At 68.8% G+C, this 13,404-nt stretch carries 12 protein-coding genes; 4 read left to right on the top strand and 8 right to left on the bottom strand.

Annotated elements, in window-relative coordinates; translation table 11 throughout:
* Nucleotides 1–116: 116 nt before the first annotated feature.
* On the bottom strand, nucleotides 117–2,027 hold the full coding sequence (locus ACIBL3_RS29050; RefSeq protein ID WP_396356822.1) for a glycoside hydrolase family 43 protein: 1,911 nt from the start codon (nucleotides 2,025–2,027) through the stop codon (nucleotides 117–119).
* Between the two features lie 244 nt (nucleotides 2,028–2,271).
* Here ACIBL3_RS29050 and ACIBL3_RS29045 point away from each other — a divergent pair, with 244 nt between their 5' ends.
* Together ACIBL3_RS29045 and ACIBL3_RS29040 are read left to right on the top strand one after the other, a co-directional pair.
* Complete coding sequence (locus ACIBL3_RS29045) at nucleotides 2,272–5,295, top strand: PQQ-dependent sugar dehydrogenase (RefSeq protein WP_396356820.1); 3,024 nt, start codon at nucleotides 2,272–2,274, stop codon at nucleotides 5,293–5,295.
* Nucleotides 5,296–5,409: 114 nt separating this feature from the next.
* Entirely contained in the window at nucleotides 5,410–6,696 is a 1,287-nt protein-coding gene (locus ACIBL3_RS29040) for an esterase-like activity of phytase family protein (RefSeq protein ID WP_396356819.1), read from the top strand.
* Nucleotides 6,697–6,832: 136 nt separating this feature from the next.
* Here ACIBL3_RS29040 and ACIBL3_RS29035 read toward each other — a convergent pair whose 3' ends face one another.
* Nucleotides 6,833–7,486, bottom strand: a complete 654-nt coding sequence (locus tag ACIBL3_RS29035; protein ID WP_396356818.1) for a DUF998 domain-containing protein — start codon at nucleotides 7,484–7,486, stop codon at nucleotides 6,833–6,835.
* 104 nt (nucleotides 7,487–7,590) lie between these two features.
* On the opposite strand from ACIBL3_RS29035, the gene ACIBL3_RS29030 reads away from it, so the two are divergent.
* Nucleotides 7,591–7,953 (top strand): nuclear transport factor 2 family protein, encoded by a 363-nt coding sequence (locus ACIBL3_RS29030; RefSeq protein ID WP_396356817.1) that lies wholly within the window; start codon nucleotides 7,591–7,593, stop codon nucleotides 7,951–7,953.
* An 80-nt stretch (nucleotides 7,954–8,033) separates the two neighbouring features.
* Here ACIBL3_RS29030 and ACIBL3_RS29025 read toward each other — a convergent pair whose 3' ends face one another.
* Complete coding sequence (locus ACIBL3_RS29025; RefSeq protein ID WP_396356816.1) at nucleotides 8,034–8,501, bottom strand: GNAT family N-acetyltransferase; 468 nt, start codon at nucleotides 8,499–8,501, stop codon at nucleotides 8,034–8,036.
* On the bottom strand, nucleotides 8,491–9,885 hold the full coding sequence (locus tag ACIBL3_RS29020) for an MFS transporter (RefSeq protein ID WP_396356815.1): 1,395 nt from the start codon (nucleotides 9,883–9,885) through the stop codon (nucleotides 8,491–8,493). Before ACIBL3_RS29020 ends, ACIBL3_RS29025 begins: the two co-directional genes overlap by 11 nt.
* Before the next feature lie 96 nt (nucleotides 9,886–9,981).
* Here ACIBL3_RS29020 and ACIBL3_RS29015 point away from each other — a divergent pair, with 96 nt between their 5' ends.
* Complete coding sequence (locus ACIBL3_RS29015; RefSeq protein ID WP_396356814.1) at nucleotides 9,982–10,584, top strand: TetR/AcrR family transcriptional regulator; 603 nt, start codon at nucleotides 9,982–9,984, stop codon at nucleotides 10,582–10,584.
* A gap of 95 nt (nucleotides 10,585–10,679) precedes the next feature.
* Here the strand turns inward: ACIBL3_RS29015 and ACIBL3_RS29010 are convergent, their stop codons facing one another.
* The 4 genes from ACIBL3_RS29010 to ACIBL3_RS28995 all read right to left on the bottom strand — a co-directional run bounded on the left by ACIBL3_RS29010 (nucleotide 10,680) and on the right by ACIBL3_RS28995 (nucleotide 13,353).
* Nucleotides 10,680–11,066: an Imm7 family immunity protein gene (locus ACIBL3_RS29010; RefSeq protein WP_396356813.1), complete on the bottom strand. Its 387-nt coding sequence runs from the start codon at nucleotides 11,064–11,066 to the stop codon at nucleotides 10,680–10,682.
* Complete coding sequence (locus ACIBL3_RS29005) at nucleotides 11,067–11,429, bottom strand: cupin domain-containing protein (protein ID WP_396356812.1); 363 nt, start codon at nucleotides 11,427–11,429, stop codon at nucleotides 11,067–11,069.
* Nucleotides 11,430–11,495: 66 nt separating this feature from the next.
* Nucleotides 11,496–12,626 carry an MFS transporter gene (locus ACIBL3_RS29000; RefSeq protein WP_396356811.1) on the bottom strand — a complete coding sequence of 377 codons (1,131 nt, stop codon included), beginning with the start codon at nucleotides 12,624–12,626 and terminating at the stop codon, nucleotides 11,496–11,498.
* Nucleotides 12,627–12,645: 19 nt separating this feature from the next.
* Nucleotides 12,646–13,353 carry an HD domain-containing protein gene (locus ACIBL3_RS28995; protein WP_396356810.1) on the bottom strand — a complete coding sequence of 236 codons (708 nt, stop codon included), beginning with the start codon at nucleotides 13,351–13,353 and terminating at the stop codon, nucleotides 12,646–12,648.
* Nucleotides 13,354–13,404 lie beyond the last annotated feature (51 nt).

The raw sequence follows: 13,404 nt of genomic DNA, 5'->3' as shown, positions 1-13,404 counted from the left end.
CCGTTCGTTGCATGACCCGTCGATGTGATGGGATCAGTGGCTGGGTTCCCCGGGTCGTCGGGTTACCGTCCAGGCGCAGGTCGCCCGCTCGGGGAGCGTCCCGGGGAACCCACCATTCACTTCTTCGCGACCATCAGCCAGCTGACCTGGATGTCGGGGGCGCGAGTCGGGGCGATGGTGACGGTGAGCTTCCCGTCCGCGCCCACTTCGCCGGTGTACGCCGCCGCCGTCGGGGTCGCCGTGAACAGGCGCTCGGCGTCGACGACCGAGCCGTTCACCGAGACCGAGGCCGCGCGGTTCGCCCACGGCCAAGGGTCGTAGTAGCCGGCGTGGACCGTGTAGGCACCGGGTTCCAGACCGCCGAAGGTGTAGACGAGCGGCTCATGATTCTTGGCGTAACGCAGGGTCGTGTAGAGATCACCGGTGCCGGAAGGCGCGCTCGAACCCGTGTATCCCCAAGTAGTCCCGGTCACTGGGTCCGTCCCCAGCGGTTGTTCAGGAGCAGAGTTCAACAACGGCGAGGCGACCTCCGCCAAGCGGGTCCAGTCCGGCGTGGCGGTGCCGCCGGCGTTGACGGCGTACCGGAGACCTTGCGGGACGACAATCACGGAACGGGTGAAGGTTCGCCCGTCCGCGAGAGTCCCCTTGAGCTGCGCGGGTCCTGGATTCGAAACGCTCGCGGCGTCCCACGTGACGCCGACCTGCGAGGAGCCGCGGGCGGTCGCGACAGTCACCAAAGAAGGCAGCGTGCTGGTGTCGTTGAGCCACACATGGTCCGGGACGGCGGACGTGACGGTCCAGCGCGTGTAGGGCTTCAGGTCCTTGAGCGTCCACTCCTGGTCCGGCCCGATGGTGAGGCTGCCGCCCTCGCCGAAGCTCATCGGCATCCAGACGTACGGCGCGTTCGCGAGATCACTCGGTGTCCACCGGTCGCCCATGAAGACGAACTTGTTGTGCTTGCGATCGACCGGGATCACGTTGGTGCTCTGCGACCGGTACGTGTTCGCCGCCCCGGCGCCCGGCACCGGGTTCCCGCGGTCGGTGAACTGGCCGAGGATGTTCTGCGACGTCGCGTACCGCGCCGGGTTCGGGTCCCAGCCGGTCGCGCCCGACGTCACCAGGTAGTAGGTGCCCTCGGACTTGAACATCGCCGGCGCCTCACGCTGGTTGCACGGCAGCGTCCGGACGAAGTCCTTCCCCTGTACGGCGTTCTCCGGCGCCGCGGACAGGTACGCGTAGGACTTGTTCAGCTTGGACACGTACATCGTCCGGTTCTCCTCGGACGAGTAGATGATGTAGCCCGTGCCGTCGTCGTCCACGAACAGGTTCATGTCCCGCGCCATCCCGCCGGCCGGGTCGAACGCGGACGACGTACCGCACCACGGCACCGAGTCGCTCGGCACCCGGTTCAGCCGGTAGGAGTCGATCCACCGGAACGGGCCGAACGGCGAGTCCGCGATCGCGACACCGGCCTCGGCCCGGGCGTACGTCGAGGTGCTCGTCGGCGACGACGGTCCGTCGGAGTGCACCCACATCACCCACTTGCGGGTGGCCTGGTTGTAGATCACCTTCGGCCGCTCGAGGATCGACGGCCGCGCCCAGCCGTCCTCGCGGACGCTGTTGGTCGACAGGTCACGCCACACGATCTCCTTCTGCGCGGCCGTGTAGCCCTTGTAGAGCTTGGCGAAGTACTTGTCGTTCTCGAACTGGTCGACCGAGCTCATCGCCCGTAGCGCGAGTCCTTCGTCCTTCCAGTTGTAGAGGTCGTACGACGAGTACACGTGCACACCGGGGCTGTCGAAGTACCCCTTGCTGCGGTCCTCGCCGTACCAGTAGTAGATCCGTTGCCCGCTGTTGTCGGTGGCCGGCACGACCTGGCCGCCGTGGGCCTGGATCACCTGGCCGTTGGTGTCCTGCCACGGCTGCCCCGGGCGGAAGGACTCGTACTTCTCGGACGCTGCGGCGGGCGTGACACCGGCGACCGGGACCAGCAGGATCGCCAATGCTGCAACGGCTGTTCGGAACATCGTGACTGTCTCCTCACCAGGCGAAAACGTGCGCCTCAATCTGCTGCGCAGGCCTTGTGACTTCAACGGTCCGTACACAGTCGAACACAGTCGATCCGGCTCAGAACTCGTCCCGGTAACCGTTTGAAACGGCCTCTTGCACCGGGGCCGAGTCGTGCCGCATGCTGACGGCCAGCCTGGGGACTTACCTGTGGGGGATGAGCGCCAGGTGAGTGGGGACTATCTTGGCCTGGGGGGCTGCGACATGGTGTTTTCCGCCAGAAGACTGCTGGCTGCGTTGTGCGTACTGCTGCTGGCACCGTTGACGGCCACCGAGCCGGCACGCGCTGCAGTTGTGCCGGGCGGTTTCAGTGAGCAAGTCGTGTTCAGCGGGCTGACGAACCCGACCAACGTCGCGTTCTCCGCCGACGGCCGGGTGTTCGTCGCCGAGAAGAGCGGACTGGTGAAGGTCTTCGACTCGCTCGACGACAGCACCCCCAGCGTGTTCGCCGATCTCCGCACCAAGGTCTACAACTACTGGGATCGCGGCCTGCTCGGCCTCGCCCTGCACCCCGACTTCCCCGCCGACCCCCGCGTCTACGTCCTCTACACGTACGACGCTCTGATCGGCGGCACCGCCCCGAAGTGGGGAACTGTTGGCGGCACCAACGACCCGTGCCCGTCACCGCCCGGCCCGACGAGTGACGGCTGCCAGGCGAGTGCACGGTTGTCCGTCCTGACGCCGAACGGCACGGCCGTGGCTGAGCAGGTGCTGGTCGAGGACTGGTGCCAGGTGTTCCCGAGCCACTCGATCGGCTCGATCGAGTTCGGTCCGGACGGCATGCTCTACGCGGGCGGCGGTGAGGGCGCCAACTTCAACTACGCCGACTACGGCCAGGACGCCTTCCCGTCCTCGGACATCACCCCCGACAACCCCTGCGGCGACCCGCCGTCACCCACCGGAACCGCATTGGCTCCGCCGACGGCCGAAGGTGGCGCGTTGCGCGCCCAGGACGTCCGCACCAGCGGGGACCCGGCGACCCTCGACGGATCGATCATCCGGATCAACCCCGACACCGGACTGGCCGCGCCCGGCAACCCGATGCTGAGCAGCCCGGACCTCAACGCGCGCCGGATCGTCGCGCACGGTCTGCGCAACCCGATGCGGTTCGACTTCCGCCCCGGCACCAACGAGCTCTGGGTCGGCGACGTCGGCTGGCGCGAGTGGGAGGAGATCAACCGGATCGTCAGCCCGACCGCCGGTGTGGCCAACTTCGGCTGGCCCTGCTACGAGGGCGCCGCCAAGCAGAGTGGGTACGACGCGAACGACCTGAGCATCTGCGAGAACTTGTACGCCGCCGGTCCGTCGGCGGTGGCAGCGCCGTACTTCGCCTACCACCACTCGGAGAAGGTCGTGGCGGGTGAGAGCTGCGGCACCGGCAGCTCGTCGATCACCGGGATGTCCTTCTACGAGGAGGGCAACTACCCGCCGGAGTACGACGGCGCGCTCTTCTTCGCCGACTACAGCCGCAAGTGTGTCTGGGCGATGCTTCCCGGCGCCAACGGTCTGCCCGCGCCGGCGGAGACCGTCACCTTCGCCTCGGGCTACGGCACCACCAGGCTGCAGACCGGGCCGGGCGGTGACATCTTCGCCGTCGACTACGACAACGGCCGGATCATGCGCTACGTCTACAACGGCACCAACAACCCGCCGACCGCGATCATCAACGCGGACCCGACGTCCGGCCCGAGTCCGCTCACAGTCACCTTCGACGGCACCGCCTCGAACGACGCCGACGGCGACGCGCTCACCTACGCGTGGGACCTGGACGGCGACGGCCAGTACGACGACTCGACCGCGGCGACCGTGCAGTACACCTACTCGGGCAGCCAGACGGCCACCGCGAGACTCCGCGTGACCGACAGCCACGGCGGCGTCGGCACTGCGTCGATCGAGATCGACGTGGCCAACGGCCCGCCCACAGCGATCATCACCGCGCCCACCCCGTCGACGAAGTGGAAGGTCGGCGACACCATCAACTTCGCCGGTACGGCGACCGACCCGGACCAGGGCACGTTGCCCGGATCGGCCCTCAGCTGGGCGCTGATCATGAACCACTGCCCGAGTGACTGCCACGCGCACCAGATCACCACGATGACCGGTGCCAGCGGCTCGTTCACGGCACCCGATCACGAGTATCCGTCGTACCTGGAGCTCAGGCTGACTGCCCGGGACGCCGGCGGGCTGACCAGCGTGAAGAGTGTGCGGCTCGATCCGCAGACCGTCGGCCTCACCTTCGCGACCCAGCCCGCGGGACTGAAGGTCACCTACTTCTCGAAGACGGTCGGCACGCCGACGACCAGTACGGCGATCGTCGGGTCGAACGGATCGCTGTCCGCCGACCTGCTGCAGCCGTCCGCCGGCAAGCTCTACCGCTTCGCCTCATGGTCCGACGGCGGCGCGCGGAGCCACAACTTCACCGCACCGGCCACGCCGACGACGTACACCGCGACGTACATCGCGAAGCGGAACCTGGCGCTGAACCGGCCGGTGGCCGTCTCGAGCGTCTACACCGCGGGACGTGAAGGTCCGAAGGCCGTCGACGGGTCGATGACGACGGCGTGGTCGAGTGCGCGCAGCGATCCGCAATGGCTGCGGGTCGACCTGGGCTCGGTGAAGTTGGTGGACCGCGTCCTGCTCAGCTGGCTGGGGTCGGCGTGGGCGAAGTCGTACCAGATCCAGGTCTCTGGGAGTGGACGGACGTGGAAGACCGTCTACTCGACCACGGTCGGGGACGGCGGCACCGACAGCCTCACATTCACCCCCAACTACGCGAGGTACGTGCGGATCAACGCGACGGCGCGGGGTGTCGCGGGGAGCTACTACTCGTTGTGGGAGTTCGGCGTGTTCCAGGACACCGGCCAGATCACCGGGATCGGCGGCAAGTGCGTCGACATCTACCAGGCCAGCTCCGCCGACGGGACGCCGACCACTCTGTACACCTGCCACAGCAACGCGAACCAGCAGTGGACGCAGTTCGAGGACGGCACCATCAGGGCGCTCGGCAAGTGCCTGGACGCCCGCAGTACGGCGCTCCGCACGCCCGCCGTCCTGTGGACGTGCGACGGCAGTGCAGGCCAAAAGTGGTTGCCGCGCCCGAACGGCACGCTGATCAACGTCCGCGCCGCCCAGTGCCTCGACGCGACCGGCGGCTCCAGCGCCAACGGCACGCGTCTGATCCTCTACACCTGCCAGTCCTCCCTCAACCAGAAATGGGTGCTGCCTTAGAACGGTCTTCCGTTCACCGGGAGACGCGCTCCGTTGGGCCAGGGTTCGGTCCGGCGCCAGCAGGTGTTCACCTCCGGCGAGGAATGTCGCGATGACGTTCCAGGGAGGGAACCCATGATGCGACGGTTGGTTGTGGTGGGCGCGGCGGCGATGGTCGCGACGGCGTTGGTGGCTGGTGGCGCCCAGGCAGCGAGCCCGGAAGCTCGTGTTGCCGGCAAGGCGACCCTGCCGGACATCCCGCTCGCGGCGTTCTCCAACGCGTTGCTGCCGGGCAGTGTCACGAACGACCGTGGCGTCGACCTCGGCGGAATCGGCAGCGACCTGTTCCCCGCCGGGCGGCCGGGTGAGTTCTGGACCGTGACCGACCGCGGTCCGAACGGGCAGATCAAGGTCGACGGCGTCAACCGCCGTACCTTCCCGGTGCCCGGCTTCGACCCGGCGATCGTCAAGGTGAAGGTCTCCGGGAGTGAGCTGCGGATCCTGACCGCCATCCCGATCACCACCCGCAGTGGAGCGCCTGTGACCGGCCTGTCCAACCAGGCGAGTCGCGACGAGATCCCCTACACGTACGACGCTTCCACCCGACTGAACCTGAACCCGAACGGGCTGGACACCGAGGGCATCGTCCGGGCGCACGACGGGACGTTCTGGCTGGTCGACGAGTACAGCCCGTCGCTCGTGCACGTGTCGGCGCGCGGCAAGGTGCTCGCGCGGTACGTGCCGAAGGGGTTGTCGCTGATCGGCGCCGACTACCCGGTGATCGAGGCGCTGCCGTCGATCTTCCTTACCCGCAAGGGGAATCGCGGCTTCGAAGGTCTCGCGCTGCTGCCCGGCGGCGACCTGGTGCTCGCGCTGCAGAGCCCGCTGCTGAACCCGACCAAGGCGGTCGGCGAGGCGTCCCGGACCACGCGCCTGCTGCGCTTCTCGCCGCGGCGCGGGAAGGTCACGGCGGAGTACGCGTTCCAGTTCGACCCGGTCGGCGTGGTCGACCCCGGTGAGGACGACACCACCGAGCTGAAGATCTCCTCGGTGGTTGCCACCGGCCCCGAAACGCTGCTGGTCCAGGAGCGGACCGACAACGCTGCCCGGCTGCAGACCGTCGTACTCGCGTCCCGCTACAACATCCTCGGCACTCGCTGGGACGACCCGGCCACAACGCCTTCGCTGGAAGCCTCGACGAACCCGCCGGTGCTCCCGAAGAAGCTGTTCCTCGACCTCACCACGATCCCCGGCGTCCCCAAGAAGATCGAGGGCGTCGCGCTGGTCAACTCCCACACGCTGGCAGTGATCAACGACAACGACTTCGGCATGACCGACGGTCCAGCCGCCTTCGACGCCGCCGGCAACCTCGTCGACAGCGGCGTCGAAACCAGGCTGGTAACCCTCCACCTCAACCACTGACCCGCACCCCCCGCCCCCGCCCCGCCCCGCCCCGCCCCGCTCAAGGCTCACTTTGTGCACGGTTCGAGCATCTTGAAGCGCTTCACCTTACGGGGACGGTGCACAAAGTGGAGGAGGGGCGGGCGCCGGGTTCGGGTTAGCGGCGCTGGTCGGCGCAGACGGCGGCGATCCAGGTCCAGCCGAGGATGACGGCGAGGCCGAAGGCGATGATGGTGGGGCGGGAGCCGGCGCCGGCGGAGAGGCCGGCGAAGGCGCCGAAGAAGAGGATGCCGGTGGCGGTGGAGTAGCGGCTGAAGGCCTTGCGGCCGATGCTGCGATAGTGGGCGGCGACCACCAGGCAGGCGGCGATCAGGCCGGTGAACCCGACGGTGCCGGCGACGAAGTGGCCCATGCCGCGGGTGCTGATCTCGGCGTAGTCGGCCGGCGTACCCGCCGGAAAGCCGGCCCCGGGGTCGGCCGGGAAGATCGCGGCCAGCAGCAGGCCGACGCCGTACGCGCCGAGCAGCCGGGGCGCCCACGTGCTCCCGCGGCCAGTGAGCGTACGGCGAAGCCCGATCGCGGCACCGATCGACAGCAGTCCGCTGACGACGAAGTTCACCGTCTGGATCCAGCCCGGACCGCCGTTGGCCAACAGACTGGCCGGGTGCCGGGTCACATCGAAGGCCTCCCGCGTGAACGCCTGGACCAACCAGACGGCGACGTACAGCGGTCCCGCCACGATCCCGCCGGTCAGCAGCGCACGGGTGGAAACCCGACTGGTGTCAGAAACAGTCAACTCGTTGGTGGTCATCGCAGGGGTCCTTCCAGGTGGTCAGTGTCCGTCCTTCACCCCTGCGTCGACCGACCCCAGCCAAAATCGACACCGTTGGCGAAGAAGTTCGGCATGCTGGGCGGATGACTGACGAGGACGAGGTCCGCGCCGTCGCCGCGGCGTTCGACGAGGTGCTGGTCGGCAACGACGCCGAGCAGGTCGGCAACCACCTGACCGACGACTGGGCGTACGTCGGCCCGGACGGCATCGTCCCCAAGTCCGACCTCGTCGACTGGATCGCCTCCGGTCGGCTGGCGCATCACACGATGACCGTCGTCGGCGACGAGCGGTTGGTCCGGGTGGGCGACACCTTCGTGTACACCGCCCGGAAAGCCAGTTCGGGCAGCTGGGACGGAACCCCGTACACCACCGAGGAATGGATCACCGACCTCTACGTCCGCCACAACGGCCGCTGGCGTTGCGCTTTCACCCAGAAGACACCCTGACGCCAACACCGCGTCGAGTCGTGGATTTTGGCTCGAGAAACCGGGCGATCTCGACCAGAACCCACAACTCGGCAAGCGGTTCATTCCTGGAGGAGCTTCTCGTAGGCCGTGGGTGACCAGCCGGCGGCGGTCTTGGTGCGGAGGTTCGCACCAAGGCGGTCGTAGAAGCGGTAGCCGGCTTCGTTCTCCAGGCGTAGGCCCCAGCTGATCGGCATCCGGTCGGGCAGCGCATGCCTGGCCAGTGCGAGCATCAGCTGGCGGCCGACGCCGGCGTCGCGGAACTGCTCCCGGACGTAGAGGTCATCCAGGGCCAGCATGTCCCCGCCGACCCACAGGTACGGGCGGCGCAAGGACGACACATATCCGGCTGGCGCCCCGTCGACCTCTGCGATCAGGACGATCACGTCGTCGCGCCCCAGGAAGCCCTCCCAGTCGTCGACGGTGGCGGTGACGTCCTTGGCCTGGTCCTGGTAACTGGCGAGCTCGACCAGCATGGTCTGAACGAGCTCGGCGTCCGCAGGCACTGCACGGCGGGTCTCAGTGGACATGAGCTGCTCCTGTCGAAGGCTTGGCGACCGGTACGACGACCAGCGCGAGAACGGCTGCTACGGCCGCAGTGATCGCGGCGAACGTGAATCCACGGCTGAACCCGGTCGTCACCGTCCCGGCCAGGCTGGCTGCCGCAATACTCGACACGATCGCGACACCGAGCGCCGCACCGAACTCGTGGAAGGTGCTCAGGATCCCGGACGCCAGCCCGGCCTCGGTGTAGTGGATCTGCGAGAACGTGGTGGTCGAGGCGGCGACGAACGCCGCACCGATACCGCCGGCGCCGAAGCTCGTCCCGATCACGACCATGGCAGCACCCTCCCAGATGGCGGGAACAGCGATGCCGATTGCGGCGATCGCGAGCGCGATGGCCGCGACCGGACGGGCGCCGAGCTTGCCGATGACCTGGCCGGCCACCTGCGCCCCGATGATGGTCAGGACTGCGATCGGCAGGAACAGCAGTCCGGTGCGCAGAGCGCCGTACCCCTCGTAGTGCTGCAGGTAGAACGATCCGAGGAAGAAGACCGCGATCATGAGGGCGGTCGCGACCAGGATCAGCAGCGTGCCGGCGGCGACCGGGCGGCGGGTCAGGATCTTCAGGTCCATCAGCGGCGAGCGGACGACCGTCTGCAGCCAGGCGAACACCGCGTACAGCACGACCGCGCCCGCCAGCGTGCCGAGCGTCGCGGCCGACAGCCAGCCGCGGTCACCGGCGTTGATCAGCGCGTAGATCGCCGTACCCGTCCCCGCCGTGACCAGGATCGCGCCCGGTACGTCGAGCCGGCCACGGCGCTCGGCCGGACGGTCGGCGGGCAGCATCTTCAGCAGGGTCGCGAACACGATCACGCCGATCGGCACGTTCACGTAGAACACCCACTGCCAGCCCGGCCCGGCGGTCAGCACGCCACCGAGCAGCACGCCGATCGCGGAGCCGCCGCCACCGATGGCGGACCAGATACCGAGCGCCTTGTTCCGCTCGTCGCCGTCGAAGGTCTTGGTCACCGTCGACAGCGCAGCCGGCGACAGCATCGCGGCGCCGATCCCCTGCGCGATCCGGCCGCCGATCAGCAGCTCGGCGCTGTTCGCCAGGCCGGTCGCCAGCGAGGCCGCGGTGAACACCGCCAGCCCGGTCAGCACGACCGGGCGGGAGCCGAACAGGTCGGCCGCCCGGCCGCCGAGCAGCATCAGGCCGCCGAACATCAGCGTGTACGCGCTGACCACCCAGGTCAGGGTGTCGCGCTCCAGTCCCAGATCGGCGCCGATGTGCGGCAGCGCGATCGCCACCACGGTCACGTCCAGGATCAGCATGAACTGCGCTATCGCGAGCAGTCCCAGCATCCGCCACCGCCGCGGGTCCACCGCGGTGACCTCGGGTTCTTTCATCGTCATTCCCTGTCTCTGCGCGTATCTCGAACAGTGCTGTTCGACTTATTTGCGCTACCATAACTCGAACAGTGGTGTTCGACAAGAGGAGGCCGGATGCCGGCGAAAGCAGCGAGTACGACGACCAAGCGGGCCGACGCACAGCGCAACATCGCGGCGATCGTCGAGGCCGCGACCGTCTGCCTGAGCCGTGATCCGTCCGCGAGCACCAGCGAGATCGCCAAGGCTGCCGGGGTCGGCCGGGTCACCCTCTACGGCCACTTCCCGTCCCGGACCGACCTGGTCGACGCGGTGTTCGTGCACGCGATCGAAGGCGGCGAGGCCGCGCTCGGCCAAGTGGATCTGTCCGGCGACCCGCGCGAGGCGCTGGCCCGGCTGATCGAGTCCAGCTGGCACCTGGTCGACCGGTTCCGCTCACTCCTGATCGCCGCGCAGGACGCGCTCCCCCCGGGTCGGGTCCGTGAGCTGCACGCCGACCCGATGGTGCGGGTGGAGCGGCTGATCGAGCGCGGGCGCAAGGAGGGCGTCTTCCGGACCGACCTGCCGACCACCTGGCTGGTCGGCGCCATGCACAGCGTCATGCACGGCGCGGCCGAGGAGATCAACACCGGCCGGATCACTCCCGACAAGGCCGCCGAGTACATCACCGCGACGGTCCTGGCCGCCTTCACCGCGCCAGGCGAACGCGTCCCGACCTGACCTTCTGGGTACCGCGATGACCACGCGGGTGCTGCACGACGCGATCGATCGCAGCGACCTCGGCTACGCGTTCGAGATCCCGCGAGCGCCTGCGCTCAGCGGTCCTCGACTGACCCGACATGCGGCGAGAGGCTGCTGTCGGCCTCACCTGTGACTTTGCCGCGCCGCATCACCCATCGGTGCCACCCAGGATCGACTCCATGCTCCAACGCGTAGAGCACGCCGTACGACCCAGGCGCGAGCTGTGCGACCTTGGCGAACAGCTCGACGACACCGTCGTCGCGATGGTTGTGCGCACCTGCAAGCCAGAGGTGCAGACTGCCGTTCGCCCGCCGCAGGTCGACGGTCTCGTTCACTGCACCGGCGGCCGCGACGAGGTCGCCTACCTCAGCCTCGGCTGCGCGTTGGCGGGCGTCCGCCGCCTCGTCGTCCTCGGTGCCGGGGCTCGCCACGATCGTGGCCCAGCCGTGCCACTCGTACAACTACTCCAGCCAGGTGGTTTCGAAGGTGGGGTTGGCGTGGATGTGGACGGCTTCGTAGCCGCCGGGGCCGGTGGCGAACTTGTGCGGGGTGTCCGCGGGAACGACGAGGATCTGGCCGGCCCGGCCGACGACCTGCTCGGTGCCGACGGTGAAGGTCGCCGAACCACGCCGGATGATGAACGTCTCGGCGTACGGGTGCTTGTGCAGCCGCGGCCCGACACCCTCCTGCGTGGTCGACTCGAGGATGATCGAGATGCCGGCCCCACCCGGGAGCAACTCGTAGTTCTCGGTCCAGTCCTCGCCGTCGTCCCGCCCGTCGGCGCGGTCGATCACCGCTGCGCCGGTGTTCGCGATCTCGGTCATGACAGATGTCTCCCCTCGGTTCCTGCCCACCGTAGTTCGCGATCGGGTCGGTCGCGACCGCATTGATCAGGACTGAAAGGTGCGCTCGGACTGCCGGGCGGCGACCGGTCCGAGCGCGGCGACGAGCAGCGCGAGTACGGCGACCCCGCCGAGCGCGACGGGCAACGACAAGGCCGACGACACGACGCCGACCGCCGCCGGACCGAGCAGGAAGCCGAGGTAGGCCAGCGTGGTGACCGTCGAGATCGCACCGGCTCGCCGCACCGGACCGGCCCACGCGCCGGCGATGCCGATGATCGTCGGCGCACACACCGACGTACCCAGGCCCGCGACACCGATCCCGATCAACGCCAACCACGCGGTACCAGCCGTGGCGGCCACAACTGATCCGACCGCCGCGAGGACACCACCGGCCACCAGCAACTGCACCGGCCGCAGCCGTCGGAGCAGCGCGTTGCCCGCGATCCGCCCGGTCGCGGCCGCCGCGGCGAACACCGCCGGAGCGCTGGACGCGAGACCGGGCGCGGCGTTGAATGAGGTGTCTAGGTGTACGGCGCTCCAGCTCTGCCAGGCGTTTTCGACGACGTACGCGAGCGCACAGAGTCCGCCGAAGACCAGGAGCACGGGCTCGAGTCGGCGCCTCGGGGTCGGCTCCGTTGAGGTGTGGAGGTCGTCTCGGAGCCCAGCGCCGAGCGTGAGTCCGACGACGGCGACGATCACGCCGACTCCGCCGAGCACCGGCAACGCGTCCGCGCCGGCGGTGCGCAGGGCCGCCGTACCGAAGCTGGCGACCACGACCGCGACGGAAAAGATGCCGTGGGCAAGGTTCATCAGTGGTTTGCCGGTGACCGCCTCGGCGTGGGATCCGGTCGCGTTGATCGCGACGTCGGTGGCGCCGGAGGTCGCGCCGAGCAGGAGGAGCGCGCCGCTCAACGTCACCGCCGAGTCGGCCAGCGCCGGGAGCACGCCGCACGCCCCGAACAGCACGACCACGACCGGCAGCACGGCACCGCCGTACCGATCGATCAGATATCCGGTGAACCGCATCGAGGCGAGCGCGCCCAACCCCACCATGAGCAAGGCGATGCCGAGCTCACCGTCGCCGACCCCCGACTCGCTCCGCACCGCCGGCAGGATCGCGCCCCACGCACCCCAGAACAACCCGAACGCACCAAATCCCACCAAAGCCCTGAACACCCGCTCAACCCTAATCAGCTCATCGGTCCACGGGGTTGTGGTTCAGCGGTAGGCGCATGCCGAGGTGCCAGAGGAGGGCGGCGCGGGAGTTGGGGCGCTCGGCGGCTTCGCGGCGCATGAGGGTGGCGAAGCAGGTGGGGAAGCCGTCGCGGGGGTGCTTGGCGACGACCTCGCGGATGGCGTGCCGGGGGAGGTCGCCGGCTCGGGTTCCGGCGACGTCGAGGTGGGCGCCGGCGTGCAGGAGGTGGGCTTCAGGTCCTTGGGGGACGTTGACGTTCATGTGCAGGGCGATCGCCTCGGCGACCTCGTCGGCGTACGGCGATCCGAGGCCCGCCAGCGTCGTCCGGGCGACTTCGGCACCGTGTACGGCGAAGCATGCGGCCGACTCGGGTGGGCGGTGGTTGTCGGTGAGGCCGATGTCGTGCAGGAGACACACGAGGTAGAGGAGCTCCTCGTCGGGCTTGATCCCGTCGCGGGAGCCGAGCAACTGCCCCCAGAACCAGGTGCGGATGCAGTGCCCGAGCAACGGTTCCTGGTACGACGATCGCGCGAGCTCGAGCACATCGCGGGTCAATGCAGTGTCGGGTGGGTCCGGCAGCAGGACCGGCGTACGCGGACCGTCCGTCAGCCGGGCGCGGAGCTGGTTGGGCAGGCCACGCACCTGCGCGATCACCGCCTCGCGCGCGAACCGCACCTTGGCGGCTCGGTCGAGCTCACCACTCGCCATCCGGCGCACCTTTCTTGCAATCATTACAAGATGGGCAAGTTAGCAGCGATG

The sequence above is a fragment of the Kribbella sp. NPDC050124 genome (genome assembly GCF_044460355.1).
Lineage (GTDB): Bacteria > Actinomycetota > Actinomycetes > Propionibacteriales > Kribbellaceae > Kribbella.
This window is presented reverse-complemented; position numbering and strand designations above follow the sequence as displayed.

What these genes read in the sequence shown, in the direction of transcription:
- ACIBL3_RS29050 (WP_396356822.1), bottom strand. Translation starts at nt 2,027, where the DNA reads ATGTTCCGAACAGCCGTTGCAGCATTGGCGATCCTGCTGGTCCCGGTC.
- ACIBL3_RS29045 (WP_396356820.1), top strand. Translation starts at nt 2,272, where the DNA reads ATGGTGTTTTCCGCCAGAAGACTGCTGGCTGCGTTGTGCGTACTGCTG.
- ACIBL3_RS29040 (WP_396356819.1), top strand. Translation starts at nt 5,410, where the DNA reads ATGATGCGACGGTTGGTTGTGGTGGGCGCGGCGGCGATGGTCGCGACG.
- ACIBL3_RS29035 (WP_396356818.1), bottom strand. Translation starts at nt 7,486, where the DNA reads ATGACCACCAACGAGTTGACTGTTTCTGACACCAGTCGGGTTTCCACC.
- ACIBL3_RS29030 (WP_396356817.1), top strand. Translation starts at nt 7,591, where the DNA reads ATGACTGACGAGGACGAGGTCCGCGCCGTCGCCGCGGCGTTCGACGAG.
- ACIBL3_RS29025 (WP_396356816.1), bottom strand. Translation starts at nt 8,501, where the DNA reads ATGTCCACTGAGACCCGCCGTGCAGTGCCTGCGGACGCCGAGCTCGTT.
- ACIBL3_RS29020 (WP_396356815.1), bottom strand. Translation starts at nt 9,885, where the DNA reads ATGAAAGAACCCGAGGTCACCGCGGTGGACCCGCGGCGGTGGCGGATG.
- ACIBL3_RS29015 (WP_396356814.1), top strand. Translation starts at nt 9,982, where the DNA reads ATGCCGGCGAAAGCAGCGAGTACGACGACCAAGCGGGCCGACGCACAG.
- ACIBL3_RS29005 (WP_396356812.1), bottom strand. Translation starts at nt 11,429, where the DNA reads ATGACCGAGATCGCGAACACCGGCGCAGCGGTGATCGACCGCGCCGAC.
- ACIBL3_RS28995 (WP_396356810.1), bottom strand. Translation starts at nt 13,353, where the DNA reads ATGGCGAGTGGTGAGCTCGACCGAGCCGCCAAGGTGCGGTTCGCGCGC.